Source organism: Amycolatopsis alkalitolerans, assembly GCF_006152065.1.
GTDB lineage: Bacteria > Actinomycetota > Actinomycetes > Mycobacteriales > Pseudonocardiaceae > Amycolatopsis_E > Amycolatopsis_E alkalitolerans.
The window spans coordinates 45426-71420 of sequence record NZ_VDFW01000034.1; the positions used below are offsets into that span (position 1 = coordinate 45426).

Consider the following 25995-nt stretch of genomic DNA (forward strand, 5'->3'; position numbering starts at 1 on the left):
CCGGAAGTTTGCGCTGATCAGGCAGTTCGCCCGGTGCCGGCGATCAGCGCCAGTGTGGTGTGGGGAAGGGTGAACTCGCCGCCGTGGGCGTCGATCGCGTTGCCTACCGCGCTCAGGATTTCGTCGAGTTTGTCCTTCGGGAGCCGGGTCAGGCCGCCTGTGGTGGGGAGGAAGTCCAGCCAGGCGTCACGGGTGTAGGTGCGGGTCCATTCGAAGCGCCACCGGTCCGGTGTGCCGAAGCCGCCTGCCTCTTCGATTCCCCCGGCGAACTTGGCGAACATCGCCTCGTAGATGTCGGGCGCGGTCGCCGCGCGCTGTCTGGTGAACGGCGCGTCGGGCAGTACGCGCCGGTAGACCTCGGCGAAAGCGTTTGCGATCTCCGGCGGCGGGATGTACGCGTGCGCGAAGATCGCCAGCACACCACCGGGGCGAAGGACCGCCGCCGCCTTGGTGGCGCCGGCGACCGGGTCCACCCAGTGCCAGGATTGGGCGGCGACCACCGCGTCGAACGTGCGGCCCGCCGGGTCCCACTCCTCGAAGGTCGCGACTTCGACGTCGATGCCGATTCGGCGGGCGAAGCCGGCCATCCGGGAGTCGGGATCGACGCCGAGGACCGTGCAGCCTGCCGCCTGGAACTGACGGGACACGATGCCGGTGCCGCAGCCGACGTCGAGGAAGCCTCGTCCGGGGGCGGCGGCGACGATCCGGTTCACCAGCTCGTCGGGGTAGCCGGGGCGGGCGCGGTCGTAGCGTTCGGCGTCCACGCCGAACGATTCGGCCATCTGCCTGGCTTGATGGGGCTCGGAAGGTACAGTGGGCACTCGCCTACTTTAGTGGGCGAGTGCCCACTAAGCAGTCGGGTGCTGGTTCGCGGTCAGCGATCGCGCGACTCGCACCGAGCTTCAGGCGACCAGTGGCACGGAGCGCGGTTCGAGCCCGCCGGCGTGTGAGGCAAAGATGCGGAGAGAATGCCGGTATGCCGACCGGGGTGCATATCCGCGATGTGCGCAAGCAGTTGTTCGACGCCGCCGAGCGTGTCCTGTTCCGTGACGGGCCGAGCGCGCTGACGAGCCGTGCCGTCACGACGGAGGCGGGTGTCGCCAAGGGTGTCCTGCACAGGCATTTCGAGGACTTCGACGCGTTTCTCGCCGAACTGGTGCAAGATCGCGTCGCCAGGGTCGAGGATCGGGCGGCCGTCCTCCGCCAGGCCGCCGGGCGGGGAACCGTCGGCGGGAACCTGGTCACCGCGCTGACCGACCTGTTCGATCCGATCGCGGTGGGGATCCTCGGTCTCGTCGTCTTCCGGGACGGCCTGCGCGCCCGGCTGCGCCAGGCCGGGCTTCCCGGTGTCCCGGTCATGAGCCAGGCCAGCGCCATGATCTCCGCCTATCTCACGGACGAACGCGCGCTCGGCCGTATCGCGGCCGACGCGGACGTCGATTCGCTGGCGCTCGCGCTGGTCGGCACCGGGCACCTGCTGTTCGCCGGCCGGGAGCCGGTCGAGCCGGGCGCGATCGAACGCGTGGTGGACACGGTCATGGCGGACGTCGTGCAACGGCGGCTGCCGTGAGTCAGCTGGGCCGGAGCCCGTTCTGCAGCGTCCGCAGATAGGTCTTGACCACCCGGGGCGGGTGCGGACCGCAGCGCAGCGCGTGGGTGATACCGGCCAGCAGGCGGCGCAGGTCCGCGGGGCGGAGGTCCTCGTGCACCTGGCCTTGCTGCTTCGCGCGGCGCAGCAGCCGGCCCGCCGCCTTGTCGAAGCGGGATTTCAGGGCCGCGGTCGCGGGATCGGCCGCGGTGGGCGAACCCAGTACGCCCGCGAAACCCGGTTCCGCCAGTGTGCGGGTGAGTGCGAAGCGTAATAACTCATGCAATCCGGCTAATGGGTCACCGTTCGCCGCCGCGCTTTCGGCGCGTTCGGTCAATTCCGCGAGCGAACCGTGGGAAATGGCCTCCAGTAACGCATTGCGACCGGGGAAATGCCGGTAGACGGTGCCGACGCCGACGCCCGCGAGCCGTGCGATAGTGTTCAGCTGGAGCGATTCGTCACCGGCGGTAAGCTGCTCCCGCGCGATCCGCAGCACGCGCTCGCGGTTACGCGCCGCATCTGCCCGCCGTGGCGTTTCACCCCGCGATTTCACGCGCTCATCGTACGGTATCCGGATCGTCCATCCGAATGGATAATGGATCCGGTTGCCTATTTCCGGCGTGTTGCGCGTACGTGACGGAGTGAAGTGAAACTGGACGCTCCGCACAGCGCCTGCGATGCTTAGCGCGGTTAGGCGAATTCCGCCACCCAGACGCGAAGCCGGAAGAAGGTGCCAGATGGCCCGGGTAAGCCGTGCGACCAGCCCCGATGAAGCAGCGCAGGGAGGCTGGCTCGCAGGTGTTCGCGCGGAGGAGAAGGTCCTCCGGGATGCCCAGGAGTGCAAAGCCGCGCGTACGGTGGCCGGCCACTCGGCCGACGCCGAGGAGTGCGCGGAACTGCTCGAGATGCTCGGCCTGCACGCCGAGCAGGGCAAGCAGCTCATCTAGGGGCGCGAAGGGACTGGCGCTAGACAACCGGAAACTGGCCGCCGATCCGGGTGGTCAGGTCCCGGGCCACGACACGTACGCACCGCGCGAGTTCGGGCCAGTCCTGCCCGCATACCGCGGCTTCGTCGGGGCAGTGGTGTCGCAGGGTCACGCTGACCGCGGCCATCGGCCGGCAACCGTGGTCGAACACCGGGTACGCGACGGAAGCGAACCCTGCGGTCACGAAGCCGTCCTCCACCGCCCAGCCGCGCCGGCGACCGGTCGCGAGCACACGCCGTAGCTCGGCAAGGTTCCGCGGCCCGCGGTCCGTGCGGCGCACGAACGCGGCGGCGTCCGGGAACAGCGCCCGCACATGCGCGGCCGGCAGGTACGCGAGCATCGCGCGCCCCGAGGCGGGCAGGTGCGCCGGAATCCGCACGCCCACGTCCGTCACCAGCGTTTCGGGCAGCGCCGGACGCTCTTTCAGCAGGTACACCAGCTCGTTCCCGTGCAGCACGCCGAGTTGCGCGGTGTGCCCGACCTCGTCGACGAGTTCGCGCAGCAACGGTCCCGCGAGCCGTTCGAGCGGATCGTGCCGCAGGTACGCCGAACCCAGCTCGAACGCCGCGATGCCGAGCCCGTACCGGCGCTCCGCGGGCAGATGCGCGACGAAACCGGCGGCCTCGAGCTCGGCCAGCAGGTGATAGGTCGTCGACCGCGGCAGGTCCAGCTCGCGTGCGAGCGCGGCGGCCGAAGCCGGTCCGGCACGCCTCGCCAGTGCGTCCAGCACGGCCAGGCCACGCCGCAGCGCCGGCACGTCGGTCATGTGTCTGGAATACCAGACCGAAGCACACCCTCGCCAACTGTGCGAGACACTCGGCAGAGGTGGAATGGGCTGATGGTGAGTGCAGTTCGGCTGGACGCGGGGCCCGTGAGCCGCGAGCAGGTGACCGCGGTCGCGCGCGGCGGGGCCCGGGTGGAGTTGAGTGAAGCGGTCCTCAAGAACCTGAGCGAGACCCGGCAGCATATCGACGCGCTGGCGGGCGCGACCGAACCGACCTACGGCGTCTCGACGGGGTTCGGCGCGCTGGCCATCCGGCACATCCCGGCCGACCGCCGGACCGCGCTGCAGCGTTCGCTGATCCGCTCACACGCGGCCGGTGCCGGGGCGGCGGTGGAGCCGGAAGTCGTGCGCGCGCTGATGTTCCTGCGCCTGCGTACGCTCGCCACCGGATACACCGGGGTGCGCCCGGAGACCGCGACCGCGCTCGCCGGACTGCTCAACGCGGGCATCGTGCCGGTCGTGCACGAGTACGGTTCGCTGGGGTGTTCCGGGGATCTCGCGCCGCTCGCCGCCGTCGCGCTCGCGCTGATGGGCGAAGGGGAAACCGTCCAGGACGGCGTTCGCCTTCCGGCCGCGGATGCCTTGCGGCAGGCCGGTCTGGCGCCCGTGACGCTCGCGGAGAAGGAAGGGCTCGCCCTCACCAACGGCACCGACGGCATGCTCGGCATGCTGGTGCTCGCGCTCGCGGACCTCCACCGCCTGCTCGACACCGCGGACCTCACCGGTGCGATGAGCGTGGAAGCCCTGCTGGGCACCGATCGCGCGTTCGCCGCCGATCTGCAGGCGTTGCGACCGCATCCGGGGCAGGCGCTTTCCGCCCGGCGGATGTTCGCCGCACTGCGGGATTCCGAGATCGTCGCGAGCCACCGCGGGCCGGACTGCACACGCGTCCAGGACGCGTATTCGCTGCGCTGCGCCCCGCAGGTGCACGGCGCGGCACGGGACACCGTGACCCACGGCGAACTGGTCGCCGACCGGGAACTGGCCGCCGCGATCGACAATCCGGTCGTGCTGCCGGATGGCCGCGTCGAGTCCAACGGCAACTTCCACGGCGCCCCGATCGCTCATGTGCTGGACTTTCTCGCGATTGGCGTCGCCGACGTCGCGAGCATCGCCGAACGCCGCACCGACCGGATGCTCGACGTCGCGCGCTCACAAGGACTCCCGGCGTTCCTCGCGCACGATCCCGGGGTGGACTCCGGCTACATGATCGCGCAGTACACGCAGGCCGCCGTGGTCAGCGAGCTGAAACGGCTCGCCGTACCGGCCTCGGTCGACTCGATTCCCAGCAGCGCCATGCAGGAGGACCACGTTTCGATGGGCTGGTCCGCCGCGCGGAAGCTGCGGCGCGCCATCGACGGGCTGACCACGGTGCTCGCCGTCGAACTGCTGACCTCGGCGCGGGCGCTGGACCTGCGCGCGCCGTTGCGGCCGGCGCCCGTCACCGGGGCGGTGCGGGACATCGTGCGTGAACGCGCCGGCGGTCCGGGGCCGGACCGGCACCTCGCGCCGGACATCGCCGCGGCGGAGGAACTCGTCAGGTCGGGAGCCGTTCTCGAGGCATTGGAGGAAGCATGATCGTCCGAGCTGCCCGCGGATCCGTACGCACTGCCAAGAGCTGGCAGACGGAGGCCGCGTTACGGATGCTCCACAACAACCTCGATCCGGACGTCGCCGAACGCCCGGAAGACCTGGTCGTGTACGGCGGCACCGGCAAGGCGGCCCGCGACTGGGCGAGCTTCGAGGCGATCACCCGTACTCTGACCACTTTGGACGATGACGAGACGTTGCTCGTGCAGTCGGGTAAGCCGGTCGGGGTGTTCCGCACGCACGAGTGGGCCCCGCGTGTGCTGCTGGCGAACTCGAACCTGGTGGGGGACTGGGCGAACTGGCCGGAGTTCCGCCGGCTCGAACGGCTCGGGCTCACCATGTACGGGCAGATGACCGCCGGCTCGTGGATCTACATCGGCACGCAGGGAATCCTGCAGGGCACCTACGAGACCTTCGCCGCGGTGGCGGCGAAGCGGTTCGGCGGTTCGCTCAAGGGCACGCTGACGGTGACGGCGGGGCTCGGCGGGATGGGCGGCGCGCAGCCGCTCGCCGTGACGATGAACGGTGGCGTGGCGCTCGTCGTCGAATGCGATCCGGACCGGGCCCGGCGGCGGCTGAACACCCGCTATCTCGATGAGCTGGCGTCCGATGTGGACGACGCGGTGCGCCGGGTGACGGCGGCGAAACAGGCCGGGCAGGCGTTGTCGGTGGCGGTGATCGGGAACGCGGCCGAGGTGTTGCCCGAGTTGCTGCGGCGGGGTGTCGAGGCCGATATCGTCACCGACCAGACTTCCGCGCACGATCCGCTGTCGTACCTGCCGGTGGGGGTCGGCGTCGAGGATTGGCACGAGTACGCGGCGAGCAAGCCGGAGGAGTTCACTGAGCGGGCCCGGCATTCGATGGCCCGGCACGTCGATGCGATGCTGGGGTTCCTCGACGGGGGCGCCGAGGTGTTCGACTACGGGAACTCGTTGCGCGGCGAGGCGAAACTCGGCGGGTGCGAGCGCGCGTTCGACTATCCCGGGTTCGTGCCCGCCTACATCCGGCCGATGTTCTGCGAAGGCAAGGGCCCGTTCCGGTGGGCGGCGCTGTCCGGCGATCCGGCGGATATCGCGGCGACCGACAGGGCGATTCTCGAGTTGTTCCCGGACAACGAATCGCTCGCACGCTGGATCCGGCTCGCCGGGGAACGCGTTGCCTACCAAGGGCTTCCGGCGCGCATCTGCTGGCTCGGCTATGGCGAGCGTCATCTGGCGGGGCTGCGCTTCAACGAGATGGTGACCAGCGGCGAACTGAAGGCGCCGGTCGTGATCGGCCGCGACCATCTCGATTCGGGGAGCGTCGCCTCGCCGTATCGCGAGACGGAGGCGATGGCCGACGGTTCCGACGCGATCGCTGACTGGCCCTTGCTGAACGCCCTGGTCAACACCGCGTCCGGGGCCAGTTGGGTGTCGATCCACCACGGCGGCGGCGTCGGGATGGGGCGGTCGATCCACGCGGGCCAGGTGTGCGTGGCGGACGGGACTTCGCTGGCCGGGCGGAAGATCGAGCGGGTGCTGACGAACGATCCGGGGATGGGCGTGATCCGCCATGTCGACGCCGGGTACGAACGCGCGGTGGAGGTCGCGCACGAGCGAGGCGTGCGCGTGCCGATGAAGGAAGAGCGGTGAGCGCCGTCGGCCTGCTCGGGGAGATCGCCGGCGTCGGACGCGGTCGCGGCGGCTATTCGCGGCACGTGTTCGACCGCGCGGAGGGCGAGTTGCGGGCGTGGTTCGCCGAGCGCGCGGAGCGCATCGGGCTCGACGTGGAGACCGATCGCAACGGCAACCTGTGGGCCTGGTGGGGAACGCCGGGGCCGGACGCCCTGGTCACGGGCAGCCACCTCGACTCGGTGCCGGGCGGCGGCGCCTTCGACGGACCGCTCGGGGTGGTCAGCGCGCTCGACGCCGTCGCGGCTCTTCAGGCCGAGGGGTTCCGGCCGGGGAAACCGTTGGCGGTCCTGGTGTTCGCCGAAGAGGAGGGCGGCCGTTTCGGTGTGCCGTGCCTGGGTTCGCGGCTGCTCACGGGATCGATCGACGCCGGCAAGGCCCGCGCCTTGCGTGACCAGGACGGCGTGACGTTCGCGGAAGCGGCCGCGCGGGCGGGGTTCGATCCCGAGCGGTTCGGGCGGGACGAGGTCGCGCTGTCGCGTATCGGCACGTTCCTCGAACTGCACGTCGAGCAGGGTCGCGGCCTGGTCGATCTGGGTTCGCCGGTGGCCGTGGGCAGCACGGTCATCGCCCACGGGCGGTGGCGGTTTTCGTTCTCCGGTCAGGGAAACCACGCCGGGGCGACGCTGATGGGCGACCGGCACGATCCGATGGTTCCGGCCGCGGCGGTGGTCGCGGCGGCGCGGCGGATCGCGTCGAAGGTCGAGGGTGCGCGGGCGACGGTCGGCAGGCTGATCCCGCGACCTGGCGGGACGAACGTCATCGCGTCCACTGTGGACCTTTGGCTCGACGCGCGGGTGACGGGTGAGGACCGGGTGCGCCCACTGGTCGACGAGATCGCGGACGCGGCGGGCAAGGCCGCGGCCGAGGAAGGCTGCGAGATCAGGCTCTCGGAGGAGTCCTACGGCGGGACCGTGGCTTTCGACGCGGGCCTTCGAGAGGAGCTTCGCGCCCTGCTCGGCGGGGCACCCGAACTGCCGACCGGCGCCGGGCACGACGCCGCGATCCTGTCCGGCCACACTCGCGCGGGAATGCTCTACGTGCGGAACCCGACGGGCATCAGCCACGCGCCGGAGGAGTTCGCCGAGGACGAGGATGTCGAACACGGCGCGCGGGCGCTCGCCGAAGCACTGCGGCATTTGTCGACATGACGACCTACTGGTGTGCGCGGGCGTGGCTGCCGGACGGTGTCGCGCGCGACGTCCGGATCGAGGTCGAGGCCGGTGTGCTGAAAGCGCTTACGCCGGGCGCGCCCCGGACCGGCATCGTCCTGAATGGACTTGTCCTGCCCGGTTTCGCCAACCGGCATTCGCACGCCTTCCACCGCGCCCTGCGCGGCCGGACGCACCACGACCGAGGCACATTCTGGACCTGGCGTGAGCGGATGTACGCGCTCGCCGGGCGTCTCGATCCCGAGTCCTATCACCGCCTCGCGCGCGGGGTCTTCGCCGAGATGACGCTCGCCGGGTACACGAGCGTGGACGAGTTCCACTACCTGCATCACGGGCCGGGCGGGCGCCCGTACGACGATCCCAACGCGATGGGGTACGCGCTGGTGGAGGCCGCGGCGGAGGCGGGGATCAGGGTGACGGTGCTCGACACCTGTTACCTGACCGGTGGTTTCGATCGCGAACTCGACGAGCCGCAGAGGCGCTTCGGCGACGGCGACGCCGAAGCGTGGGCGCGGCGGGTCGAGGCGTTCGAACCGGGAGTGCCCGTCGGCGCCGCCGTGCACTCGGTCCGCGCCGTTCCCGTCGATCAGCTTGCCTCGGTCAAGGGGCGCCCGCTGCACGTCCACCTGTCCGAGCAGCGGGCGGAGAACGAAGAGTGCCTCGCCCACCTTGGCCGGACGCCGGCCCAGGTGCTCGCGGACGCGGGCGTGCTCGGGCCGGACACGGTCGCGGTGCACGGCACGCATCTGACCGAGGCCGACATCCGCACCCTCGCCGAGACGCGTACGCGGGTCTGTTTCTGCCCCACCACGGAACGGGATCTTGGGGACGGAATCGGCCCCGCGCGCGCACTTGCGGATGCGGGCGTCCCGCTGTGCCTCGGCAGCGACAGCCACGCCGTCATCGACCCGTTCGAGGAGGCCAGGGCCCTGGAGATGAACGAGCGGCTGGCCGCCGGGTCCCGCGGCCGGTTCACGATGACCGAGCTGATGGCGGCGTCCGGCGGCGGCTTGCGGGTGGGCGCGCCGGCGGACCTCGTCGTGGTCGATCCCGAATCGGTGCGGACCGCCGGGAGCGAGGCCGAAGCCGTCGTGCTCGCCGCGACCGCCGCCGACGTGACAGACGTGCTCGTGGGTGGGCGCTGGGTGGTGCGAGACCGCGTGCACCAACTCGTCGAACGGCCCGAAACGGTGCTGGCGAAGGAGATCGAGGCGCTGTGGCGATCCTGATCGACCGAATCGGTGAGCTGACCACGAACGATCCGGAGGCCGGCCGGCTGCGGGACGCGGCGATCGTGCTCGACGGTACCCGTGTCGCCTGGGTCGGCCCGTCACGCGACGCCCCAGCCGCCGATGAACGCCTTGACGTCGAGGGTCGTGCCGTCCTGCCCGGCTGGGTGGACAGCCACACGCACCTGGTGTTCGCCGGGGACCGGACGGCCGAGTTCGAAGCGAGGATGTCCGGAAATCCTTATACGGCAGGTGGAATCGCGGTGACGGTGGCGGCCACGCGCGCCGCCTCCGACGAGCACCTCGCCGCGAACCTGCGCAAGCACGTCGAGGAGGCCCGGCGCCAGGGCACGACCTGCCTGGAGACGAAGACCGGCTACGGACTGTCCGTTGTGGACGAGGTGCGATCCGCCCGTATCGCCGCGGAGGTGGTGGACGAGGTGACGTTCCTCGGTGCCCATCTCGTCCCGCCGGGAACCGATGCGGAGTCGTATGTGGACCTGGTCTGCGGCGAGATGCTCGACGCGGTCAAGGGACTCGTGCGCTGGGTGGACGTCTTCTGCGAGGAGGGCGCGTTCGACGAGGCCCAGTCCGAGCGAGTGCTGCTGGCGGCCGCCGAGCGCGGGCTCAGCGTGCGGGTCCACGGCAACCAGTTGGGCCCCGGTCCCGGCGTCCAGCTCGCGGTCCGCCACGATGCGGCCAGTGTCGACCACTGCACGTACCTCACCGACGCCGACGTGGACGCCCTCGCGTCGTCGGACACGGTCGCGACGCTGCTGCCCGCATGTGACCTGTCCACCCGCCAGCCACTCGCCCCGGCCCGGCGTCTGCTCGACGCGGGTGCGACGGTGGCGCTGGCCACCAACGCCAACCCCGGCAGTTCGTACACGACGTCGATGGCCTTCTGCGTCGCGACAGCCGTGCTGCAGATGCGGATGTCGGTCGAGGAGGCGGTCTGGGCCGCGACAGCGGGTGGCGCACGAGCGCTGCGGCGAACGGACGTCGGCTTCATCCGGCCCGGCGCGCGGGCCTGTCTGCAGGTGCTGGACGCACCCTCAGTCACACACCTCGCATATCGCCCAGGGGTGCCGCTTACCCGGGCGATCGTCCTGAACGGCGTTCACCGGATGTTCAACCACAAACCGCCCAGGTGAATCATCGTCGACGACCCGAAAGTGACCCCGGCGGTGGTGTTCGCCGGGCTCATCGGGGCGACCTGGATCGGCGCGGGCGCGGTGCATTTCGGCTCGATCGTCCAAGATCCTCATCCCGGCGGTCGCGTCGCCGGTCGTCGCCGTGCTCGGCACCAGTGACCGGCAGAAGTCCATGGGCGTGATCACGCTGACGGTGATCGCGTCCGGTTCGCTCGCCGCCGGGACCGCGCCGCCGCTGTGGGAGACGAGTTCGGCGGTAACGATCCTGGCGTCGGCGCACCTCGGGTTCGCGCTGTCCACCACGCGAACAACGTCAACGAGACCGCACCGGCCGAGCCGGTCGCCGCGTCCGTCTGAGGAGTGCGATGAAGATCGACTGGGCTGCCCTCGGCAACGTGTTCCTGATCGCGCTCGTCGCCATCGTCGCCTACGGGATCTACCTGATCGTCGCCGCTCAGAGTGCGGCGATGCGGGTCTTGAGCAGGCAGAACTCGTTGCCTTCGGGATCGGCCAGTACATGCCATGGCTCCTGCCCCGTCTGGCCGACGTCGGCCGGGCGCGCGCCGAGCTTCAGCAGGCGTTCGAGCTCGGCGTCCTGATCGCGGTCGGTGGCGTTGACGTCGATGTGCAGCCGGGACTTCCCCCGCTTCGGCTCATCCGAACGACCGAGGATGATCGTCGGCTGGGGTCCACCGAACCCTTCGCGCGGCCCGATTTCCACCGAGCCGTCGTCCTCGCGATCGAGTACCACGAAGTCCAGCACCTCGCACCAGAACCGCGCCAGCGCCTCCGGGTCGCGGCAATCGAGCACGAGTTCGCTGATACGACAGGCCATCGCCGAAACCTACCCTCCGCACTCCTAGCCCGCCAGGTCGTCGGCGATGGCGTCGAGGCGGTGCTGCGGCAGGAGGTCGGTGACGTAGTGCACGCGCGCCGGATCGTCGACCATGCGGGCGACGAGGGGGAGCGCCTTGTCGGGGATCACCTCGAGGCAAGCCGTGATCGTGCGTTCCGGCAGGATGTCGACGAACCTTGCGATGGTGATCCAGTCTCGGCGGCGCGAGAGCTCCGCCGCGACGTCGACCGCGACCGGCACGGGAAGGCCCGCGATGATCCCCGCCGCGCGGCGCGGGTCCAGCTCGGCCGCGACATCGGAGAGGAACGCGGGTGAGAGCCGGCTCGCGATGTCTACCCCGCGACCGACCTCGACCAGGCCCGCGATCCGCGCCGAGAGCACCGGCCCGAACACCCGCTCGGCCATCCTGGCCAGCAGTGGGACCGGCAGCAGCCGGCTCGCGCCCGCCATGCGCTCCAGCACGTCCAGATGCGCGTCATAGAGCACGCTCGTCACGCTCGCGCGCAGCAGCCGCAGGTCCTCGGGCGGCACGTCGTGCAGGTAATCGAAGCGTTCCGGGGAAACCCCCAGCACCCGTGCGAGCTTGCGGACTTCCGCGTCGGAGCTCATCTACAGCCCCACAGCCCTGCGGACCGCCGGGCGCAGCAGCGCCGGGATGAACCGCAGCGCCTCGTTCCCTGCCTTCGACAGGGCCCTCGCCTGCCGGCGTCTCGCGGCGTGCAGCGCGTCCGCGAGATCCTGCTGGTCTGAGTCCGGAAGTGCCGCGACGCTCTCGGGCAGGTTGCCGAGCTGCGCGGTGAGGCTGCGGTCGTTCATCATCAGATCATCGCATTTCACTACGGTTTCCAGCATGACGATTGCGACAGACAGCTCGACGAGGTCGTGGCCTATCACCCCACCGTGCCCGGGACACCGCAGCCGGCACGGGAACCCGGTCAACGCCGAGGCGTACACGCTGTTCTGGCCTTGGGCACTGTCGGTGATCGACGTCACGACCGCTTAGCGCGGCGGGTCGCAGTGGCGGTGAGCGGATCCTCGGGCCACGGATGCTTCGGGTAGCGACCGCGAAGTTCCGCGCGCACCGACGGATAACCGTTGCTCCAGAAGGACTTCAGGTCGCTCGTCACCGCGGCCGGCCGCCCGGCGGGGGAGAGCAGGTGCAGCACGACCGGCACTCCGGATACGCGCGGAGTGTCGAGCCAGCCGAACGTCTCCTGCAGTTTCACGGCCAGGACCGGTTCCCCGGTGGCGTAATCGACGCGGATGCGCGAACCGGACGGCACCTCGATCCGGTCGGGGGCGAGTTCGTCGAGCCGCGCGGCCTCGGGCCAGGGCAGCAGACCCCGCAGCACCCCTGCGGCCTCGATCTTCGCGAGATCTGCCCGGCGGCGGGCACCGGCGAGCCAGTTCCCAGCGGTGGCGAGCAAGGCGTCGTCGGACACGTCCGGCCATGGCGCACCGTGCACGCGATGCAGGAAAGCCAATCGCTGCCTGAGGTTTCCGGCTTCGCTCGACCATCGCAACAGGCCGAGGCCCTCCCTGCGCAGACCGTCGAGAAGCGCCTGCCGCACCAGCTCCGGGTCGGGGTCGCGCAACGGGCGTTCGGACAGCACGATCGCGCCCAGCCGCCGCACCGAACGTGCCACCACGTCGCCCGCCCACCTGACTTCGTCCACTTCGGACAGAAGATTCGGCGCCGCGCGCAGCGCGAGTTCTGCGTCCGCACGAGCGGCAAGCCGGATGATGCCGTGTGCGCGCCCGGGATCGCGGGTGGCTTCGGCCACCGCGAGCCATTCGACGTCGCCGAGTCCGCTGCCGGGTGGCAGTTCGGCGGCCGTGCCGCCGGCCATCAGGTACACCGGTGAGTCCCGCTCCCGGCGCCGTGCCAGGCGTTCGGGATGCGCGAGCGCGACGACCAGCGCCGGATCGGGTTGCTCCGGCGCGCCGGAGACGAGTCGCGAGAGCCGCCGTACCTCGGCGCGCCAGCGGTCGTCCGTGGCGAGCCGGCGCAGTTCGGCCTCGACGTCGGTGAGTGTGCCGCCCGTGTCCAGCAGCGCCACGACCTCGGCCGCGGAACGCGCGCCGACCTCGGCCGCGCCGTCGAGCAGGGCCCGGGCCAGTCGCGGATGCAGGCCAAGGGTGGCCATCTTCCGGCCGCGCTCGGTGACGTGTTCGCCCTCGAGCGCGCCCAGCGCCCGCAGCAGTTCCTGGCCCGCGGTGAGCGGGCCGTCCGGTGGCGGATCCCACCAGGAGAGCCCGGCGCCGTCGGGAGTCGACCAGCAGGCGAGTTCGAGCGCGAGCCGGGTGAGGTCAGCGGTCTTGATCTCCGGCTCGGGGTAGGCGGGCAGGCTCGACTGCTCGTACTGGGCCCAGCAGCGGTACGCGCGGCCGGGCGCCTCACGCCCGGCGCGCCCGGCTCGCTGTTCGGCGACGGCGGCGGAGACCCGCACCGTCGCGAGGCCGGGCAGGCCGCGGCGGTGATCCACACGCGGCACGCGGGCGAGTCCGGAGTCGACCACGGCCCGCACGCCCGGCACGGTGAGACTCGATTCGGCGACCGCGGTGGCCAGCACGACCCGCCGCCGCGGCCCGGGCTTGAGCGCGGCGTCCTGATGCGCGGTGCTCAGCCTGCCGTGTAGCGGCAGGAGGTCGGCTTCCACGTCCGAAAGCAGGGCTCTCGTCCGTGCGATCTCCCCGGCTCCGGGCAGGAACGCGAGCACGTCGCCGGAGACCTCGGACAGCGCGGCGCGGATCGCGCGGGCGACCGATGCCTCTGCATGTTCGTTCCGCGCGGGCGGGAGGTAGGTGAGTTCGACGGGAAAGGTGCGGGCGTGCGCGGTGATCACCGGCGCGTCGCCGAGCAGCGTCGCGAGCCTGCCCGAGGCGACGGTGGCCGAAGTCGCCAGCAGCTTCAGGTCCTCGCGCAGCCCGCCACGCACGTCGAGCAGCAGCGCCAGCAGGAGGTCGGCGTCGAGATGGCGTTCATGGCATTCGTCCAGCAGCACCGTGTCCACGCCGGGCAGTTCGGGTTCGCCCTGCACACGCCGGACAAGCAGGCCGGACGTCACCACCTCGATCCTGGTTCGCGCGGACACCTTGCGGTCGCCGCGGACCGAATAGCCGACCGTCTCACCGACCCGTTCGCCGAGCAGCGACGCCATCCGGCTCGCCGCCGCGCGGGCCGCGAGCCGGCGCGGTTCGGCGACCACGATGCGCCCCTCGGTATGCCCGGCGAGGGCGAGCGGGACCAGCGTCGTCTTGCCGGTACCGGGCGGCGCGACGAGCACTGCGGTGCCGTGCGCGTCGAGCGCCGCGGTCAGCTCAGGCAGAACCGCCGTGACGGGCAGGGTCATCGTTCGGTCACCGCGGGCGGCGCGGGCAGCGGATAGCCGGAGGGGCCGATGTTCGCGTGCAGGGAGTCCAGCCACTTACCGCTTTTGATCATCTGCTGGATGGCGTCGTCGAGGGCATGCTGGCCCTGTGCGTCGCCCTTGCGCAGGCCGATGCCGTACCGCTCGGTGGAGAACGGTTTCCCGACCACCTTGAGCAGTTCGGGGTTCTGCGTCACGTACCCGGCGAGGATGACGCCGTCGGTGGTCACCGCGTCGACCTGGCCGGCGAGCAGCGCGGTCACGCAGTCCGGGTAGCGGGGGTACTCGACGAGCTGCACGGCCTGCGCGAAGCGGGTCTTGACTTCGTGCGCCGGCGTCGATCCCGTCACCGAGCACAGGCGCCGGCCGTTGAGCGTCTCCGGACCGGTGATCTCGTCGTCCGACCGGCGTACGAGCAGGTCCTGGCCGGTCTCGAAGTAGGGCCCGGCGAACGAGACGAGCCGCTTGCGCTTGTCGGTGATGGAGTAGGTCGCGACCACGAGGTCGACCGCGCCGGACGTGAGATCGGTCTCGCGGGTCGCCGACGTCGTCTCGCGCCAGGTGATGCCCGACGGGTTCACGCCGAGCTGCCCCACGACGTACTCGGCGACGTCCACATCGAAGCCGACGAACCGGCCGTCGAGGGTGTGTTCGGCCAATCCGGGCTGGTCGAAGCGGATGCCGATGATGAGGTGCCCGCTGTCGGCCTTGCCGAGGAGGGTGTTCGGGTCGTGAGAGGTGCAGGAGGTCAGCCCGAGTAGCAGGACGAGTACCGTCATCACTCGGACGAGCCGCACGAACTGCTCCTTCCCGGTCAAACGGCATGACCTCACAGGTTTCTCAGGAGGCGCCGATAGCCTAAGCGTGTGTTCCGACGTTCCCAAGCCGTGCTCGACGTCATCGGGACGCTCGTGCGGCTGGGCCTGGCCGCGGTGTGGCTCACCTCGGGATCGATCAAGTTGGCCGATCCCGGGCAGACCTACCTCGCGGTGAAGGCCTACCAGGTGTTGCCGGATGCCGTGCTGCACCCGGTGGCCACCGCGTTGCCGCTGCTGGAGCTGGCGCTGGGAGTGCTCCTGCTGGCCGGGCTGCTGACGAGGGTGGCGGCCGTCGCGTCGGCGGTGCTCCTGGTGCTGTTCATCGCCGGGGTCGCTCAGTCGTGGGCGCGGGGGCTGACGATCGACTGCGGCTGCTTCGGCGGTGGTGGGCAGGTCGCGGCCGGGCAGACCCAGTACCCGCAGGAAATCGTCCGTGACGTGGGCTTCCTGGTGCTGGCGGGCTGGCTGACGGTGCGCGCTCGGACGCGGCTGGCGGTCGACGGATGGCTGCGCCCGCAGCCGCGGCCGGAGGAGCCACCTGTGCGTGAAGTGGAAAGGACCTGAGTCAAGTGGGCGGAGCGGAGCGGACCGCGCGCAAGCGGCGGCAACAGCAGCAGCGGCGGAACGCCGGTGCGCGGGCGGTGGCGCAGGCACGAGGGTCGTCGGGTGGCAACCGCAAGATGATCGTCGCGGTCGTCGCCGTCGTGGTGCTGGCGGCACTGGTGATCGGCGGGGTGATCTGGACCAACTCGTCGAAGAACCAGACGGCCGGCCACGCGATCCCCGCGGTGCAGACGAACGCGTCGCTGGATGTGCCGACCGAGCGGCAGGGCGATGTGGTGGTTTCGGGGAAGGACAGCGCCAACGCGAAGATCGATATCTACGCCGACTTCCTGTGCCCGTACTGCGGCCAGTTCCAGAAGATCTACGGAAGCCAGGTGGAGCAGCAGATCCAGGCCGGGAACCTGCAGGTCAGCTACCATATGATCCCGTTGTTGAACAGCCAGTCCGACCCGCCGGGCTATTCGCTGGCCTCGGAGAACGCCGCATTGTGCGCCGCGGACCAGGGCAAGTTCACCCCGTTCCACGACAGCCTATTCGCCGCGCAGCCGGAGGAAGGGCAGCGGGGGTACGACAATGCGCAGCTGATCCAGCTGGGCAAGGACGTGGGCATCACCGCGCCGGCGTTCGAGTCGTGCGTCAACGCCGGGACGTACAACCAGCAGCTCAACGATGCCCTGCAGAAGATCCTCGCCGACCCGAACTTCAAGGGCACGCCCACTGTCCGGCACAACGGCGTCAACGTCGACACAAGCCAGGCGGACTGGCTGACCAAGCTGGTCGGCCAGCCCTGACCCGCCGCGCGGGGGTCCTCCGGCGGGCCCCCGCCTACGGGCGGTCCGAAGGTGGATGTAAAGTAGATCCAGACACGGTGCGGAGTCCATTCCGCCCGCGGGGCTATGGCGCAGCTGGTAGCGCACCTCACTGGCAGTGAGGGGGTCAGGGGTTCGAGTCCCCTTAGCTCCACAGGTTGATCAAATTCCTCTGATCGCGCGTTTGCGCAGGTCAGAGGGTTTCTGATCTTCCAGTGTTGAGCGAGCGTGATCGTTTCCGGGCGTGGGATGCGTGTCCCTGCTGGAGCAGAGCTGGAGCGCACCGTTCCGGATATGCGCGGCGTTGATGCGGTGACGTGGGGTTTCGGGGTTGTCCCTGTCTGTGAACCCCATGGGGGTTACAGCGCCCGATCATTGCTGATGGTTACCGCATGAATGCGTCTCGTGTCCGTGAATGGGTGCGCGTTATCGTGGGGCGGCCGGCCTTGATTTGCGGTGGTATCGAGCCGTCCCTCGCGGTGCTCGCCAGTATCGGCGTTTCCGATCAATTGTCGATGTTGTTTTCCTTTTGTCGTGCTATATTGTGGTGAGTTCGGTATGCTAACTGGCCGCTGGCAGAGCGTTTATGCTTCGATGATCGAGCCTTTTCCCGTGAGTGTTAGGCGATCCGATCGGGGCCAGTGTGCAATCGCGCCAATCGGCCTCGGTTAGCGCTATTTTTGTGTTGATAATGCTGTGTTTCGATGCGAGGTCTCGTTTTCCGATCAACGGTGTCCTCGTCCGGCGTGACGGGTGCCGGTCTGTCCCGCGCCGCGCCGGAATACGACCGGGTGTGACGGCGGGGACAAGGGCGGCGGCGCGATCGTGATCACCGTCGTCGCCGACACAGACGGTGTGCGCGGGTTCCTGAGTTGTGTCCATTGTGGAGGTATTGCCACCGGCTGGGCTGACGCCGTCACAGTGAGCGGGCGGTGCCGGCCGCTCGCTGCGTTCGGGCGTGAACGGGTCTGTCTGCTGTTCCGTGCTGGTACTGGTGTTGGCGGTGTGCCAGCGGTGTTCAAGGCTGGCGAGGAGCCGCTGGTGGATCTCGCCGGAGACGTGGCTGTAGGTTTCGGCGATGCGGTTGTCGGTGTGGTGTCCCAGTCGGCGGGCGCGGGCGATCTCGGGAATGTCGTCGCTGATCAACCACGTGTTGTGGCTGTGCCGCAGCCCGTGGAAGGTCAGCCCGGGGCAGGTCGGGTGGGTGCGCACGGCAGGGTGAGCGGTGTTGGGGTTGCCGTCGGCGGCGGGGCGCAGGATGCGGCGGGTGAAGGTGGAGCGCCACAGCCAGGTGCCGGACTCGGTGGTGAACACGTACTCGTAGGGGTGGGTGTTCAGGTGCTGCCGTAGCAGTTCGGTGAGGAATGGGGGCAGGTGGATGCGGCGGGCGGAGGAGGCGGTCTTGGGTGGCCCGATCCATCGCTTGCCGTTGGACTCGTGCAGCGCGCCTTGCCAGGTGTCGATGGTGATCACGCCGCGGTCGAGGTCGATGTTGTCGCGGTGGAGTCCGGTGAGTTCGCCCCAGCGGCAGCCGGTCCAGGCGGCCGTGATGATGAGTAAGCGCGCGGTGGGGCCGCCGAGCATGCCCGCCTGGTCCGCGACGGCGAGGACTTGTTCGGGGGTGGCCCAGATCCGCTCCGGCCGCAGGTGCCGGGAGCGGCGGCCGCGGCGGCGGTGTTTGCGGACGGGGTTGGTGGCCACGAGGCCTTCATCGACGGCGTCGGTGAAGATCATGGACAGCAGGTTCTTCCACCCACCGACGGTCGCCGGGGCGTAACCGGCCTCGAGGGCTTCGGTGCTCCACAGGCGGATGTCCAGCGGTGTGATGGCCTCGATCGGGAGAGTGCCGAACCGGGGCAGGATATGGCAGCGCAGGTAACTGCGGTAGTTCTCGAGAGTACGGGTGTCCAGATCCAGCGTCGGCCACCAGCAGCCCACCCAGTCGGCCAGGGTGATCGCCGCGGCGCGGTCGCGCGAGAGGGGCGACCAGCCACTACGGTGCCGGTCGCCGTCGAGCATGCCTGCGACCTCCTGTGCCGCGTCGGCGCTGCGGAACCCGTAGAGCGACTCGACGACTCCGCCATCGCGCCGGTGTCGCACCCGCCACGAGTGCTGCGCGATCTTCTCTACCCAAGCCATGACAGGCCTCCCGTCAGACGAGGCGCACCCGGTCTGGGTGCGCTAAGGAGGCACATTCTCCACAGTGCACAGTCCTGACCTGTACGAACACCCGAAGATTGCGGCTGGACGACACTCCCCGCCAGCGGGGGAATCATCGCCGGTGAGCTGATCGCACTCCGTGGTCGGGGCGGGTCGGTTAGGGATTCCAGCTTTGATCTTGTGCGTGCCACGTTGCCGCGAGGGGCTGCGCTTCGATGAGGTGGTCGGCGAATGCGACGACGGTGTCGACGATCGTGCTGAAGGCTTTGGGTAGGTGTTCGCCGTCTGCTCCGAGTGATGTTCGGTATGCGGCGTAGGTGGCGTGTCGCAGTTCGGCCAGGTCGTCGATGGTGGTTGATAGTGGTTGGAGTGAGGTGCCGCGGAACTGGCCGGTCGCCACGAGGGCGTCGCGGAGGGTCGCGTGCTGGAGGTCGTGTGTGCCGATGAGTGTGTAGATGTCGGCGTAGTCGCGGACTCTGGTGTTGGCCGCGCCGAGGGTGATCGCTGTCGTGATCTTCTCGGCGAGGACGGTCTCGATGGGGTAGCCGAGGATGCGGATCGGGGCACTGTCCGGGCGCAGTGCCGGCAGGTTGATCATTTGGGGTGCCGGGGTGACCGGGTCGCCGAAGTTGACGTCGATGCGGAATCGCACGGTGGCGGTCGCCAGCTGGGCGTCCATGGTGACCCGCACGCCCGCGTAGAGGGCTTCGTCGCGGATGGTGCGTGCGGTCACGGTGTTGGTGCGGAACTCCACGCCGTCGTTGTCGGCGAGTCCGGCGATTTCGACGATTCGTGCGACGACGGTGGCTTCGTCGTTGGCCATGTGGCGGGCGAGGGCGTCGGCGTCGGCGGTGGGTCGGCGAGCGCCGAATGTCGCGAGGAGCATTCCGCCCTTGAGCACGAACTGCTCGGTATAGGCCGAGCGGCTGAGCCGGGCGAGCCATCGCTCGACGACGTAGAGCGTCAGCAGCTCTTGGGTGTTGCGGCGTTCACGACGCGCACGGTTCTGGAGGTCGAGGTAGGCGCGCCCTGCTTCTTTCTGGCGGGTCACTCGGGTCATTGCGCGCTCGCCACGTCGAGGGCCAGGCGCAGGGGCTGGCGCACATCGAGCGTTATCGCCAGTTGCAGTAGGAGCCCGGGCTGTGCATCGGGTCGACGGAGGTAGCGGCGCAGCGCGCCGTGGGCCAGTGGTTCGCCCAGGCGGTGTCGCAGCCGCATCAGGTCGACTACGGTGCGGGCGGGATCGTAGATCCGTATCGGGTCGTCCGGTGCCGCCTCGATGGTTGACAGGCCCAGTTCGAAGGTGTCGACGCTGAAGCGGAACACCTCGGCGGCGGGGTAGGAGATTCGTGGCGGCCGGTCTCGTGTGGTCACCGCGATCTGCACGCGGGGCGGTATGACATCGGTGAGGTCGTAGACCGCTGCCGCTGATACGCAGCACACGATCGCCCGCGGTGCTCGGTATGCGACTGCGAGCAGGTCGGGGTAGCTCGCAGGCGGGGCATCGGCGCGGCGGAACACCCCGCGGGACAACTCGACGATCTCCCCGGAATCCCTGGCACTGTAGAGATCGCGTGGATGCACACCACGGGCCCGCGCGGTTGCCGTGGTGAACGTGTCGGGCAGCTCGTGCCATGCCACGATCATGGATAGAAGTGTTGCATGAATGAGGTGATCGTGCAACACTTTCATCAAACCTTGCCTGCCGGGCCCCATCCGTGAAGATCGCTGCGCGTGACGCTGGCGTGGGACATGAGTAGGCCCCGGGGCCGCAGGGGTCATATTCCTGCGCGCGTGAGGCGGTCGAGCAGGCTGATTTTGCGGGCGTGGCGCTGTCGGAGGGCACGGCTGCGCCGGGTGAACTCGTCCAGCTGTGTTTCGCGTTCGGCCAGTGCGCGCAAGTCGGTGAGCAACGCGACGGCGGCGTCGTACTCCGCGGATTTGCGGGTGGCGATCATCGCGTCAATGCGGGACCAGGCGCCTGGTTCATCGCGAGCCAACTCGTCCAGTCGCCGTTGTTGGGCAAGCGCTCGCGCGGCTTCGCGACGTGCTTCCTCTTCGCTGCGCCGGACGGCTTCCCGCTGCTGGCGGTCGGCGCGTCGCCGCGCCGCCGCGTCCAGGAGATCGGCCACGGTCCGTCGGGGCTGCTCGGTGTCTTTAGTCGCGGTTGTGCCGCGGAACCGGCGCACCATATCCCTCCGCGCGGCGGCGGCCTGGTCGCGGATGACGCGTAGCAGGAGCTCGTTCTTCTCACTGGCTGGCAGGCTCGCCACCCACGTGGCGAGCTGTGTGGGATCGTCGGCGGCTTCATCGAGGGGTGGGCTCGCCTCGGCCGCGACATCGAGAAGGCCGGGGTCGAGCCGGAGGAAATCGGCCAGTTCCCGCTGTGCCGCGGTAAGCGAGCGCAGCCCTGGTGGCAGGGGAGGTTCGAGCTCCTCGTCCTCGGTGCGGTCGAAGGCGTACTCGTCGCGTTCCCAGGTGCCGTAGCCGGCCAGCCAGGCCAGGTAGAGGGGGCGCAGATCGCCGGCGGCGAGCTCGGCGCGGACGCCGACGATTGCCGATAGCGACCCCTCCGGCTCGTAGTCCCAGTCGCCGGGTTCGTCCTCGCTGGTCAGGGCGAGTACGACGAACTCGCCCGCCGTCCAGGTGGTCACCTGGTCGCCGACGCAGTATTGCTCGGCGACGGCGATGTCGAGGACGTTGCACGGGAGCCGCAGCATGACCTGGCGGGTTCCCCAGTTGGCCAGGTACAGGTGCGCGTCGTAGTAGTGCTCCATCATTCGGCTGGGCTCGCCGCGGAAGCTGCCCCAGTGATATTCGTTGATGAAGCTGGTTGCTGTGATGCGTGCTCGTGTGGACAGCGATCGCACCTCGGCTTGCGCCTGCGTATCGAGCGGCCGGTCGACCGCGACGAACTCGTAGTACTGGTACTCGCTCACCCGGCATCCCGTTCATCGGCCTCGGTCCACGGCACGGCTCGGAACCCTGAGTCGTCTCCCATATGGATGAACACGTGCCCCTCGAGGGTTCGATCATCGTTCACCACGGCCCAGCCGCGACCACTCACCTGATCGCCCTCGTCGTCGCCGTCCCAGCTGAACTCGATGCGGGCGCGTCCGTCACGGTTCACCGTGCGGCAGTCCATCCATCCGTGGACGGCGATGAACCCGAACTGGCCGGTGGCGTCGTCGGTGAATTCGATAAAACCGGGACCGACGAGATCGATGGCGTCGCGGTCCCACACATCCATGTCCACGATCCGCCAACGCCCCCTCAAGCCCATCACCTGTGTCCTTCACTCGCCGCCTGTGTCGCCGGGCCACCGTAGTCCGAGTTCCGCGGACTACGGTGGCGGGGTGAGTGACTCCGAACCGCTGGGCGAGGAGCTGGCGGCGTTGCGGGCGCAGGTCGCGCGATTGCGTGTAGAGAACGCGCGCCTGGTACGGCTGCTGGACATGCGCCCGGGGGACAGGGTGCCGCCGGGGCCGACGCAGACGGGGATGTTCGATGCCAAGTCCGGGCCGGTGCACGCGGGTTCTTCGCCAGCCGCGAAGGTCGCGTTCTTCGGGACGTTGTTCGCGGCACGCACCGATGTGTACGCCACCCGATGGGAGAACCGGCGCACGGGCCGGTCGGGGTGGCTGCCCGCGGTGCGCGGCGGGTGGCGCAAGGGCGTGCGACACGAGGATCGGGACTACCTGCCGCTGACCGAGGCGGTGCTCACGGCCCACCTGACCGGGGATATCCATCTCGGGCTGTACCCCTTGCTCGACGGTGACCGGTGTTGGTGGTTAGCGGCGGATTTCGATGGCGATGCCGCGATGCTGGACGCGCTGGCCTACCTGAAAGCGGCCCGCGCCTGCGGGGCACCGGGTGCGCTGGAGGTGTCCAGGTCGGGGGTCGGCGCGCACGTGTGGATTTTCTTCACCGGGCCGGTGCCGGCCGACACTGCCCGCACGCTGGGCAGCGGCCTGCTGCGGGAGGCAATGGCGATACGTGGCCGCATGGATCTGGCCAGTTACGATCGACTGTTCCCGTCCCAGGACGTGCTGCCCACCGGCGGGGTGGGGAACCTGATCGCCGCGCCGTTGCACGGCCGGTCACGCCCAGATGGGACAACGGTATTCCTCGATACCGCCACGTTGGAGCCGCACGAGGACCAGTGGGCGTATCTGTCGACGCTATCGCGGATGACGCCGCGCGAGGTGTCCCGGCTCGCCGACCGGACGGGAACGGTCACCGTCGGCGCGGGTGTGGATCGCATCGGAGTCCCGGCCTCGACGCGTACGCGGCCGGCCTTGCCCGCGGTCCTGACGGCACGGCTGGCGGCGGGGGTGCGGCTGGAGAGTCAAGAGCTGACGCCTGCCGTGTTGGCGACGCTCAAGCACGCGGCATCGATGCCCAACCCACTGTTCTACGAACGGCAGCGGATGCGACTGTCGACCTGGGACGTGCCAAGGTTCCTGCGTAGTTATGACGAAACGCTCGACGGTGGGCTGGTCCTGCCGCGCGGGCTGCTGGAGAGCGTGCGCTCCCTGGTCGAGGAGGCAGGCTCCCGGCTGGAGGTCACCGACGAGCGCGCACAGGGGACGGCGCAGGAGTTCGCGTTCCGCGCAGATCTCACGGCCGAGCAGCAGGAGGCGGTCGCGGCGCTGAGTGAGCATGACCAGGGCGTTCTGGTAGCGCCACCCGGGTCGGGCAAGACCGTGATCGCCGCCGCGCTGATCGCCGCCCACCGCACCTCCACCCTGGTGCTACTGGACCGCAAGACGTTGGCCGACCAATGGCGCGCTCGCATCGATGAGTTGCTGGACGTCAAGCCCGGGCAGATCGGCGGCGGGCGGCGCAAGACCCGCGGCGTCATCGATGTCGCGATGCTGCAAACGCTGGCGCGTCGCGATGACGTCATCGAGTTGACCAGCGGATACGGGCTGATCGTGGTCGACGAGTGCCACCACGTCCCCGCCGCTGCCTACGAGCACGTGATCAAGCAGATCCCCGCGCACCGCTGGCTCGGCCTCACCGCAACCCCATACCGCCGCGACAAGCTCGACGACCTGATCGTGCTGCAGACCGGACCAATCCGGCACACCATCACCCACCGCGCGTCCGGCGGGCACCGCGACGGCCAGGTCCGGCTGGATCTCCCTTCCGGCGAACAGCGGCAGTCACGGCCCACACCGGAGCTGCACGTGCACGAGACCACCTTCTCGTACTCGGGCCATCTCGCCCCGTCAGACCCCGGCGGGATGGCCGCCGTCTACCGCGAACTTGTCGCCGACCAGGCGCGCACTGCGCGGGTCGTGACCGATGTCGTCGCCGCGTTGGAACGGGGCCGCAACTGCATGCTGCTCACACAATGGCGCGAGCACGTCGACGACTTCGACAAGGCACTACGCGACCGCGGCTACACCCCGGTCATCCTGCGCGGCGGCACGGGCGCCAAAGCTCGCGCCGCTGCACAGGACAGTCTCAAGCCAGATCCCGAGGGTGTCCCGCTCCTGGTCATCGCGACCGTGCAGTACGTGGGGGAGGGATTCGACTGCCCCGCCCTGGACGCCCTGTTCCTCGCCGCGCCGATCGCCTCCAAGGGGCGTCTCGTGCAAGCCGCCGGCCGCGTCCTGCGCCCCCACCCTGGCAAGACCACAGCCGAGGTCCACGACTATCACGACACCCTCACCGGCGTACTCGCCTCATCCCTGGCCAAGCGCGCTCCTGGCTACCGCAGTCTTGGGTTTCCGGACCCCACAAGGCATCGCAAGCGATCAAGCTGAGCGTGCCGGAGATCGGGTTGATGGTATTGCCTTCGGTTGCTCGGGCAGGGGTCCATCCGACGTGATCGGTGTCGGCGCGCGCTGGCCCGACCGTCTGCCCGCCGCGCAGACTGCTTCCGATACTCTCGGAGGTAATGCGGTCGTCGGTACGGATGCCGTGGTCCTAGCAGTTATGCCTTGATCAAACACTGTTTTACTTTTCTGTGTCGTCGGTTGCACGCGGGTCGAGATGTGGCGACGGCGGCGCAGGGATTATTTAGTAGGCGTTGGTCGTGGCTCTCGTGTTCGTTCCGGGTCTTTGTGAGGAGTGACGGGGCGTGGCTGACGGCAGTTCGATCGAATGGACGGAGGCGACCTGGAACCCGACGACAGGTTGCGATCGAGTATCGGCTGGCTGCGACAATTGCTACGCTCTGACCCTCGCCAAGCGGTTGAAGGCGATGGGAGCGGCGAAGTACCAAACGGATGGCGATCCGAGGACGTCAGGACCGGGGTTCGGCGTCGCGTTGCATGCGGATACATTGGCTCTTCCCTACCGGTGGCGGCAGTCGCGTCTCGTGTTCGTCAACTCGATGTCGGATCTGTTCCACGCGAAGGTGCCTATCGGGTTCGTCAGGGACGTCTTCGCGGTCATTGCCGACACCCCGCAGCACACCTACCAGCTGCTAACGAAACGCTCGCTGAAGCTCCGACGGGTGGCTGATCGACTGGACTGGCCTGAGAACCTGTGGATGGGTGTGTCGGTTGAAAACCAGAGGCACCTGGACCGGGTGGATCATCTACGTGAGGTTCCGGCCGTGGTCAGGTTCATCTCTGCTGAGCCGCTCCTCGGTCCGCTGTCGGGCCTGTCGCTGTCCGGAATTGGCTGGGTGATCACCGGGGGTGAGTCCGGCCCGCATGCGCGACTATGCGACGCCGAATGGGTACGTGACATCCGAGATGCGTGCGCCAACGCCGGCGTTCCGTTCTTTCACAAGCAGTGGGGTGGCATCCGTCCGAAGTCTTTGGGGCGCGAGCTGGATGGGCGTACGCACGATGGAATGCCTGCGTGGCCGATCGTGGCTGCCGCGGCAGGTGAGTGAGTCAGCTCGCGAGGCGGACGAAACTGGTGCGGTACAAGGCTTGCTGGTCGCTCTCAATCAACCCGTCGTCTCTCAGAGACTTCAGCGTGCGGATGACGTGTTCCGGTCGGTAGACCGTGTTGAAGAGCGTGAACTCGCGTAGGGCTTCCACTCTCGTTTTGGCGGCGGGCTCGTTTTTCAGGCGGGCGAGCAGATCCTCGTACAAGTCAAGAGCGTCTGTTAACGAACAATTTGGATTGAACCCATGATAGATCCACCAAGCCATCGAATCGACATTGATCACGTGCGCAGTTTGAATATCCGATGGGAAATTGACGTGATCTCAACGACTTTCATTTGATCATTCGATGTTCAAAATGGGTCAGGGTGAGTGCGGCTTTCACGATGT

General features: G+C 69.1%; 26 protein-coding genes, 1 tRNA gene and 1 pseudogene. 14 read left to right on the forward strand and 14 right to left on the reverse strand.

What is annotated here, in order from left to right; genetic code table 11:
• Window positions 1–17 precede the first annotated feature (17 nt).
• A complete protein-coding gene (locus FG385_RS28325; protein ID WP_139099856.1) occupies window positions 18–782 on the reverse strand; it encodes a class I SAM-dependent methyltransferase in 765 nt (254 codons plus the stop codon).
• A 194-nt stretch (window positions 783–976) separates the two neighbouring features.
• Here FG385_RS28325 and FG385_RS28330 point away from each other — a divergent pair, with 194 nt between their 5' ends.
• Window positions 977–1570, forward strand: a complete 594-nt coding sequence (locus tag FG385_RS28330) for a TetR/AcrR family transcriptional regulator (RefSeq protein ID WP_139099857.1) — start codon at window positions 977–979, stop codon at window positions 1568–1570.
• Window position 1571: 1 nt separating this feature from the next.
• Here FG385_RS28330 and FG385_RS34075 read toward each other — a convergent pair whose 3' ends face one another.
• On the reverse strand, window positions 1572–2141 hold the full coding sequence (locus FG385_RS34075; protein ID WP_160148903.1) for a TetR/AcrR family transcriptional regulator: 570 nt from the start codon (window positions 2139–2141) through the stop codon (window positions 1572–1574).
• A gap of 184 nt (window positions 2142–2325) precedes the next feature.
• Here FG385_RS34075 and FG385_RS34080 point away from each other — a divergent pair, with 184 nt between their 5' ends.
• On the forward strand, window positions 2326–2535 hold the full coding sequence (locus FG385_RS34080; RefSeq protein WP_160148904.1) for a hypothetical protein: 210 nt from the start codon (window positions 2326–2328) through the stop codon (window positions 2533–2535).
• Window positions 2536–2554: 19 nt separating this feature from the next.
• On the opposite strand, the gene FG385_RS28340 is transcribed toward FG385_RS34080, so the two are convergent.
• Complete coding sequence (locus FG385_RS28340; protein ID WP_139099859.1) at window positions 2555–3340, reverse strand: IclR family transcriptional regulator; 786 nt, start codon at window positions 3338–3340, stop codon at window positions 2555–2557.
• A gap of 72 nt (window positions 3341–3412) precedes the next feature.
• Here FG385_RS28340 and hutH point away from each other — a divergent pair, with 72 nt between their 5' ends.
• The 6 genes and pseudogenes from hutH to FG385_RS35730 all read left to right on the forward strand — a co-directional run.
• Complete coding sequence (hutH, locus tag FG385_RS28345) at window positions 3413–4936, forward strand: histidine ammonia-lyase (protein ID WP_139099860.1); 1524 nt, start codon at window positions 3413–3415, stop codon at window positions 4934–4936.
• A complete protein-coding gene (gene hutU / locus FG385_RS28350; RefSeq protein ID WP_139099861.1) occupies window positions 4933–6579 on the forward strand; it encodes a urocanate hydratase in 1647 nt (548 codons plus the stop codon). The genes hutH and hutU overlap by 4 nt, the downstream gene beginning before the upstream one ends.
• Window positions 6576–7769 carry an allantoate amidohydrolase gene (locus tag FG385_RS28355; protein ID WP_139099862.1) on the forward strand — a complete coding sequence of 398 codons (1194 nt, stop codon included), beginning with the start codon at window positions 6576–6578 and terminating at the stop codon, window positions 7767–7769. The genes hutU and FG385_RS28355 overlap by 4 nt, the downstream gene beginning before the upstream one ends.
• Window positions 7766–9019, forward strand: coding sequence for a formimidoylglutamate deiminase (locus tag FG385_RS28360; protein WP_139099863.1), 1254 nt, complete (start codon window positions 7766–7768; stop codon window positions 9017–9019). Before FG385_RS28355 ends, FG385_RS28360 begins: the two co-directional genes overlap by 4 nt.
• Complete coding sequence (hutI, locus tag FG385_RS28365) at window positions 9007–10173, forward strand: imidazolonepropionase (protein ID WP_139099864.1); 1167 nt, start codon at window positions 9007–9009, stop codon at window positions 10171–10173. The genes FG385_RS28360 and hutI overlap by 13 nt, the downstream gene beginning before the upstream one ends.
• Window positions 10174–10176: 3 nt before the next feature.
• Window positions 10177–10489, forward strand: a pseudogene (locus tag FG385_RS35730) (hypothetical protein); the annotation flags it as partial.
• A gap of 138 nt (window positions 10490–10627) precedes the next feature.
• On the opposite strand, the gene FG385_RS28370 reads toward FG385_RS35730, so the two are convergent.
• Genes FG385_RS28370 through FG385_RS28380 form a run of 3 tightly spaced genes read right to left on the reverse strand, consistent with a single transcriptional unit; the run spans window position 10628 to window position 11845 of the window.
• Entirely contained in the window at window positions 10628–11008 is a 381-nt protein-coding gene (locus FG385_RS28370) for a VOC family protein (RefSeq protein WP_139099865.1), read from the reverse strand.
• A gap of 24 nt (window positions 11009–11032) precedes the next feature.
• The gene (locus FG385_RS28375; protein ID WP_139099866.1) at window positions 11033–11638 is read right to left on the reverse strand and encodes a hypothetical protein; all 606 of its coding nucleotides are present in this window, start codon (window positions 11636–11638) and stop codon (window positions 11033–11035) included.
• Complete coding sequence (locus FG385_RS28380) at window positions 11639–11845, reverse strand: hypothetical protein (RefSeq protein WP_139099867.1); 207 nt, start codon at window positions 11843–11845, stop codon at window positions 11639–11641.
• 34 nt (window positions 11846–11879) lie between these two features.
• Here FG385_RS28380 and FG385_RS34090 point away from each other — a divergent pair, with 34 nt between their 5' ends.
• Window positions 11880–12032, forward strand: coding sequence for a hypothetical protein (locus FG385_RS34090; RefSeq protein WP_160148906.1), 153 nt, complete (start codon window positions 11880–11882; stop codon window positions 12030–12032).
• On the opposite strand, the gene hrpB is transcribed toward FG385_RS34090, so the two are convergent.
• Both hrpB and FG385_RS28390 read right to left on the reverse strand, forming a co-directional pair.
• Entirely contained in the window at window positions 12019–14382 is a 2364-nt protein-coding gene (gene hrpB, locus FG385_RS28385) for an ATP-dependent helicase HrpB (protein WP_139099868.1), read from the reverse strand. The two genes, FG385_RS34090 and hrpB, sit on opposite strands and share 14 nt — an antisense overlap.
• Window positions 14379–15179, reverse strand: coding sequence for a glutamate ABC transporter substrate-binding protein (locus FG385_RS28390; RefSeq protein ID WP_139099882.1), 801 nt, complete (start codon window positions 15177–15179; stop codon window positions 14379–14381). The genes hrpB and FG385_RS28390 overlap by 4 nt, the downstream gene beginning before the upstream one ends.
• 87 nt (window positions 15180–15266) lie before the next feature.
• Here FG385_RS28390 and FG385_RS28395 point away from each other — a divergent pair, with 87 nt between their 5' ends.
• From FG385_RS28395 to FG385_RS28405, 3 genes are all read left to right on the forward strand, one after another.
• Complete coding sequence (locus FG385_RS28395) at window positions 15267–15782, forward strand: MauE/DoxX family redox-associated membrane protein (RefSeq protein ID WP_139099869.1); 516 nt, start codon at window positions 15267–15269, stop codon at window positions 15780–15782.
• Between the two features lie 5 nt (window positions 15783–15787).
• Window positions 15788–16573 (forward strand): DsbA family protein, encoded by a 786-nt coding sequence (locus FG385_RS28400; RefSeq protein ID WP_139099870.1) that lies wholly within the window; start codon window positions 15788–15790, stop codon window positions 16571–16573.
• A gap of 99 nt (window positions 16574–16672) precedes the next feature.
• A tRNA-Ala gene (locus FG385_RS28405) sits at window positions 16673–16745 on the forward strand.
• Window positions 16746–17152: 407 nt separating this feature from the next.
• Here FG385_RS28405 and FG385_RS28410 read toward each other — a convergent pair.
• The 5 genes from FG385_RS28410 to FG385_RS28430 form a co-directional block, all read right to left on the reverse strand.
• Window positions 17153–18730, reverse strand: a complete 1578-nt coding sequence (locus FG385_RS28410; RefSeq protein ID WP_139099871.1) for a tyrosine-type recombinase/integrase — start codon at window positions 18728–18730, stop codon at window positions 17153–17155.
• A 178-nt stretch (window positions 18731–18908) separates the two neighbouring features.
• Window positions 18909–19811, reverse strand: a complete 903-nt coding sequence (locus tag FG385_RS28415; RefSeq protein WP_139099872.1) for a nucleotidyl transferase AbiEii/AbiGii toxin family protein — start codon at window positions 19809–19811, stop codon at window positions 18909–18911.
• Window positions 19808–20443 (reverse strand): type IV toxin-antitoxin system AbiEi family antitoxin domain-containing protein, encoded by a 636-nt coding sequence (locus FG385_RS28420; protein WP_235022841.1) that lies wholly within the window; start codon window positions 20441–20443, stop codon window positions 19808–19810. Before FG385_RS28420 ends, FG385_RS28415 begins: the two co-directional genes overlap by 4 nt.
• An 86-nt stretch (window positions 20444–20529) precedes the next feature.
• Complete coding sequence (locus FG385_RS28425; RefSeq protein ID WP_139099873.1) at window positions 20530–21690, reverse strand: hypothetical protein; 1161 nt, start codon at window positions 21688–21690, stop codon at window positions 20530–20532.
• On the reverse strand, window positions 21687–22034 hold the full coding sequence (locus FG385_RS28430) for a hypothetical protein (protein WP_235022843.1): 348 nt from the start codon (window positions 22032–22034) through the stop codon (window positions 21687–21689). Before FG385_RS28430 ends, FG385_RS28425 begins: the two co-directional genes overlap by 4 nt.
• Window positions 22035–22107: 73 nt before the next feature.
• Here FG385_RS28430 and FG385_RS28435 point away from each other — a divergent pair, with 73 nt between their 5' ends.
• Together FG385_RS28435 and FG385_RS28440 are read left to right on the forward strand one after the other, a co-directional pair.
• Window positions 22108–24525 (forward strand): DEAD/DEAH box helicase, encoded by a 2418-nt coding sequence (locus FG385_RS28435; RefSeq protein WP_200834698.1) that lies wholly within the window; start codon window positions 22108–22110, stop codon window positions 24523–24525.
• Between the two features lie 317 nt (window positions 24526–24842).
• Complete coding sequence (locus tag FG385_RS28440) at window positions 24843–25607, forward strand: DUF5131 family protein (RefSeq protein WP_139099875.1); 765 nt, start codon at window positions 24843–24845, stop codon at window positions 25605–25607.
• A gap of 1 nt (window position 25608) precedes the next feature.
• Here the strand turns inward: FG385_RS28440 and FG385_RS28445 are convergent, their stop codons facing one another.
• Complete coding sequence (locus FG385_RS28445; protein ID WP_200834699.1) at window positions 25609–25890, reverse strand: hypothetical protein; 282 nt, start codon at window positions 25888–25890, stop codon at window positions 25609–25611.
• Between the last annotated feature and the right edge of the window lie 105 nt (window positions 25891–25995).

Excerpts from the sequence above, each read along its gene's own strand:
- FG385_RS28420 (WP_235022841.1), bottom strand. The coding sequence starts at position 20,443 with ATGAAAGTGTTGCACGATCACCTCATTCATGCAACACTTCTATCCATG.
- FG385_RS28430 (WP_235022843.1), bottom strand. The coding sequence starts at position 22,034 with ATGGGCTTGAGGGGGCGTTGGCGGATCGTGGACATGGATGTGTGGGAC.
- hutU (WP_139099861.1), top strand. The coding sequence starts at position 4,933 with ATGATCGTCCGAGCTGCCCGCGGATCCGTACGCACTGCCAAGAGCTGG.
- FG385_RS34090 (WP_160148906.1), top strand. The coding sequence starts at position 11,880 with ATGACGATTGCGACAGACAGCTCGACGAGGTCGTGGCCTATCACCCCA.
- hutH (WP_139099860.1), top strand. The coding sequence starts at position 3,413 with ATGGTGAGTGCAGTTCGGCTGGACGCGGGGCCCGTGAGCCGCGAGCAG.
- FG385_RS28415 (WP_139099872.1), bottom strand. The coding sequence starts at position 19,811 with ATGACCCGAGTGACCCGCCAGAAAGAAGCAGGGCGCGCCTACCTCGAC.
- FG385_RS28340 (WP_139099859.1), bottom strand. The coding sequence starts at position 3,340 with ATGACCGACGTGCCGGCGCTGCGGCGTGGCCTGGCCGTGCTGGACGCA.
- FG385_RS34080 (WP_160148904.1), top strand. The coding sequence starts at position 2,326 with ATGGCCCGGGTAAGCCGTGCGACCAGCCCCGATGAAGCAGCGCAGGGA.
- FG385_RS28330 (WP_139099857.1), top strand. The coding sequence starts at position 977 with ATGCCGACCGGGGTGCATATCCGCGATGTGCGCAAGCAGTTGTTCGAC.
- FG385_RS28410 (WP_139099871.1), bottom strand. The coding sequence starts at position 18,730 with ATGGCTTGGGTAGAGAAGATCGCGCAGCACTCGTGGCGGGTGCGACAC.
- FG385_RS28375 (WP_139099866.1), bottom strand. The coding sequence starts at position 11,638 with ATGAGCTCCGACGCGGAAGTCCGCAAGCTCGCACGGGTGCTGGGGGTT.
- hrpB (WP_139099868.1), bottom strand. The coding sequence starts at position 14,382 with ATGACCCTGCCCGTCACGGCGGTTCTGCCTGAGCTGACCGCGGCGCTC.
- FG385_RS28325 (WP_139099856.1), bottom strand. The coding sequence starts at position 782 with ATGGCCGAATCGTTCGGCGTGGACGCCGAACGCTACGACCGCGCCCGC.
- FG385_RS28390 (WP_139099882.1), bottom strand. The coding sequence starts at position 15,179 with ATGACGGTACTCGTCCTGCTACTCGGGCTGACCTCCTGCACCTCTCAC.
- FG385_RS28380 (WP_139099867.1), bottom strand. The coding sequence starts at position 11,845 with ATGAACGACCGCAGCCTCACCGCGCAGCTCGGCAACCTGCCCGAGAGC.
- FG385_RS28370 (WP_139099865.1), bottom strand. The coding sequence starts at position 11,008 with ATGGCCTGTCGTATCAGCGAACTCGTGCTCGATTGCCGCGACCCGGAG.
- FG385_RS28360 (WP_139099863.1), top strand. The coding sequence starts at position 7,766 with ATGACGACCTACTGGTGTGCGCGGGCGTGGCTGCCGGACGGTGTCGCG.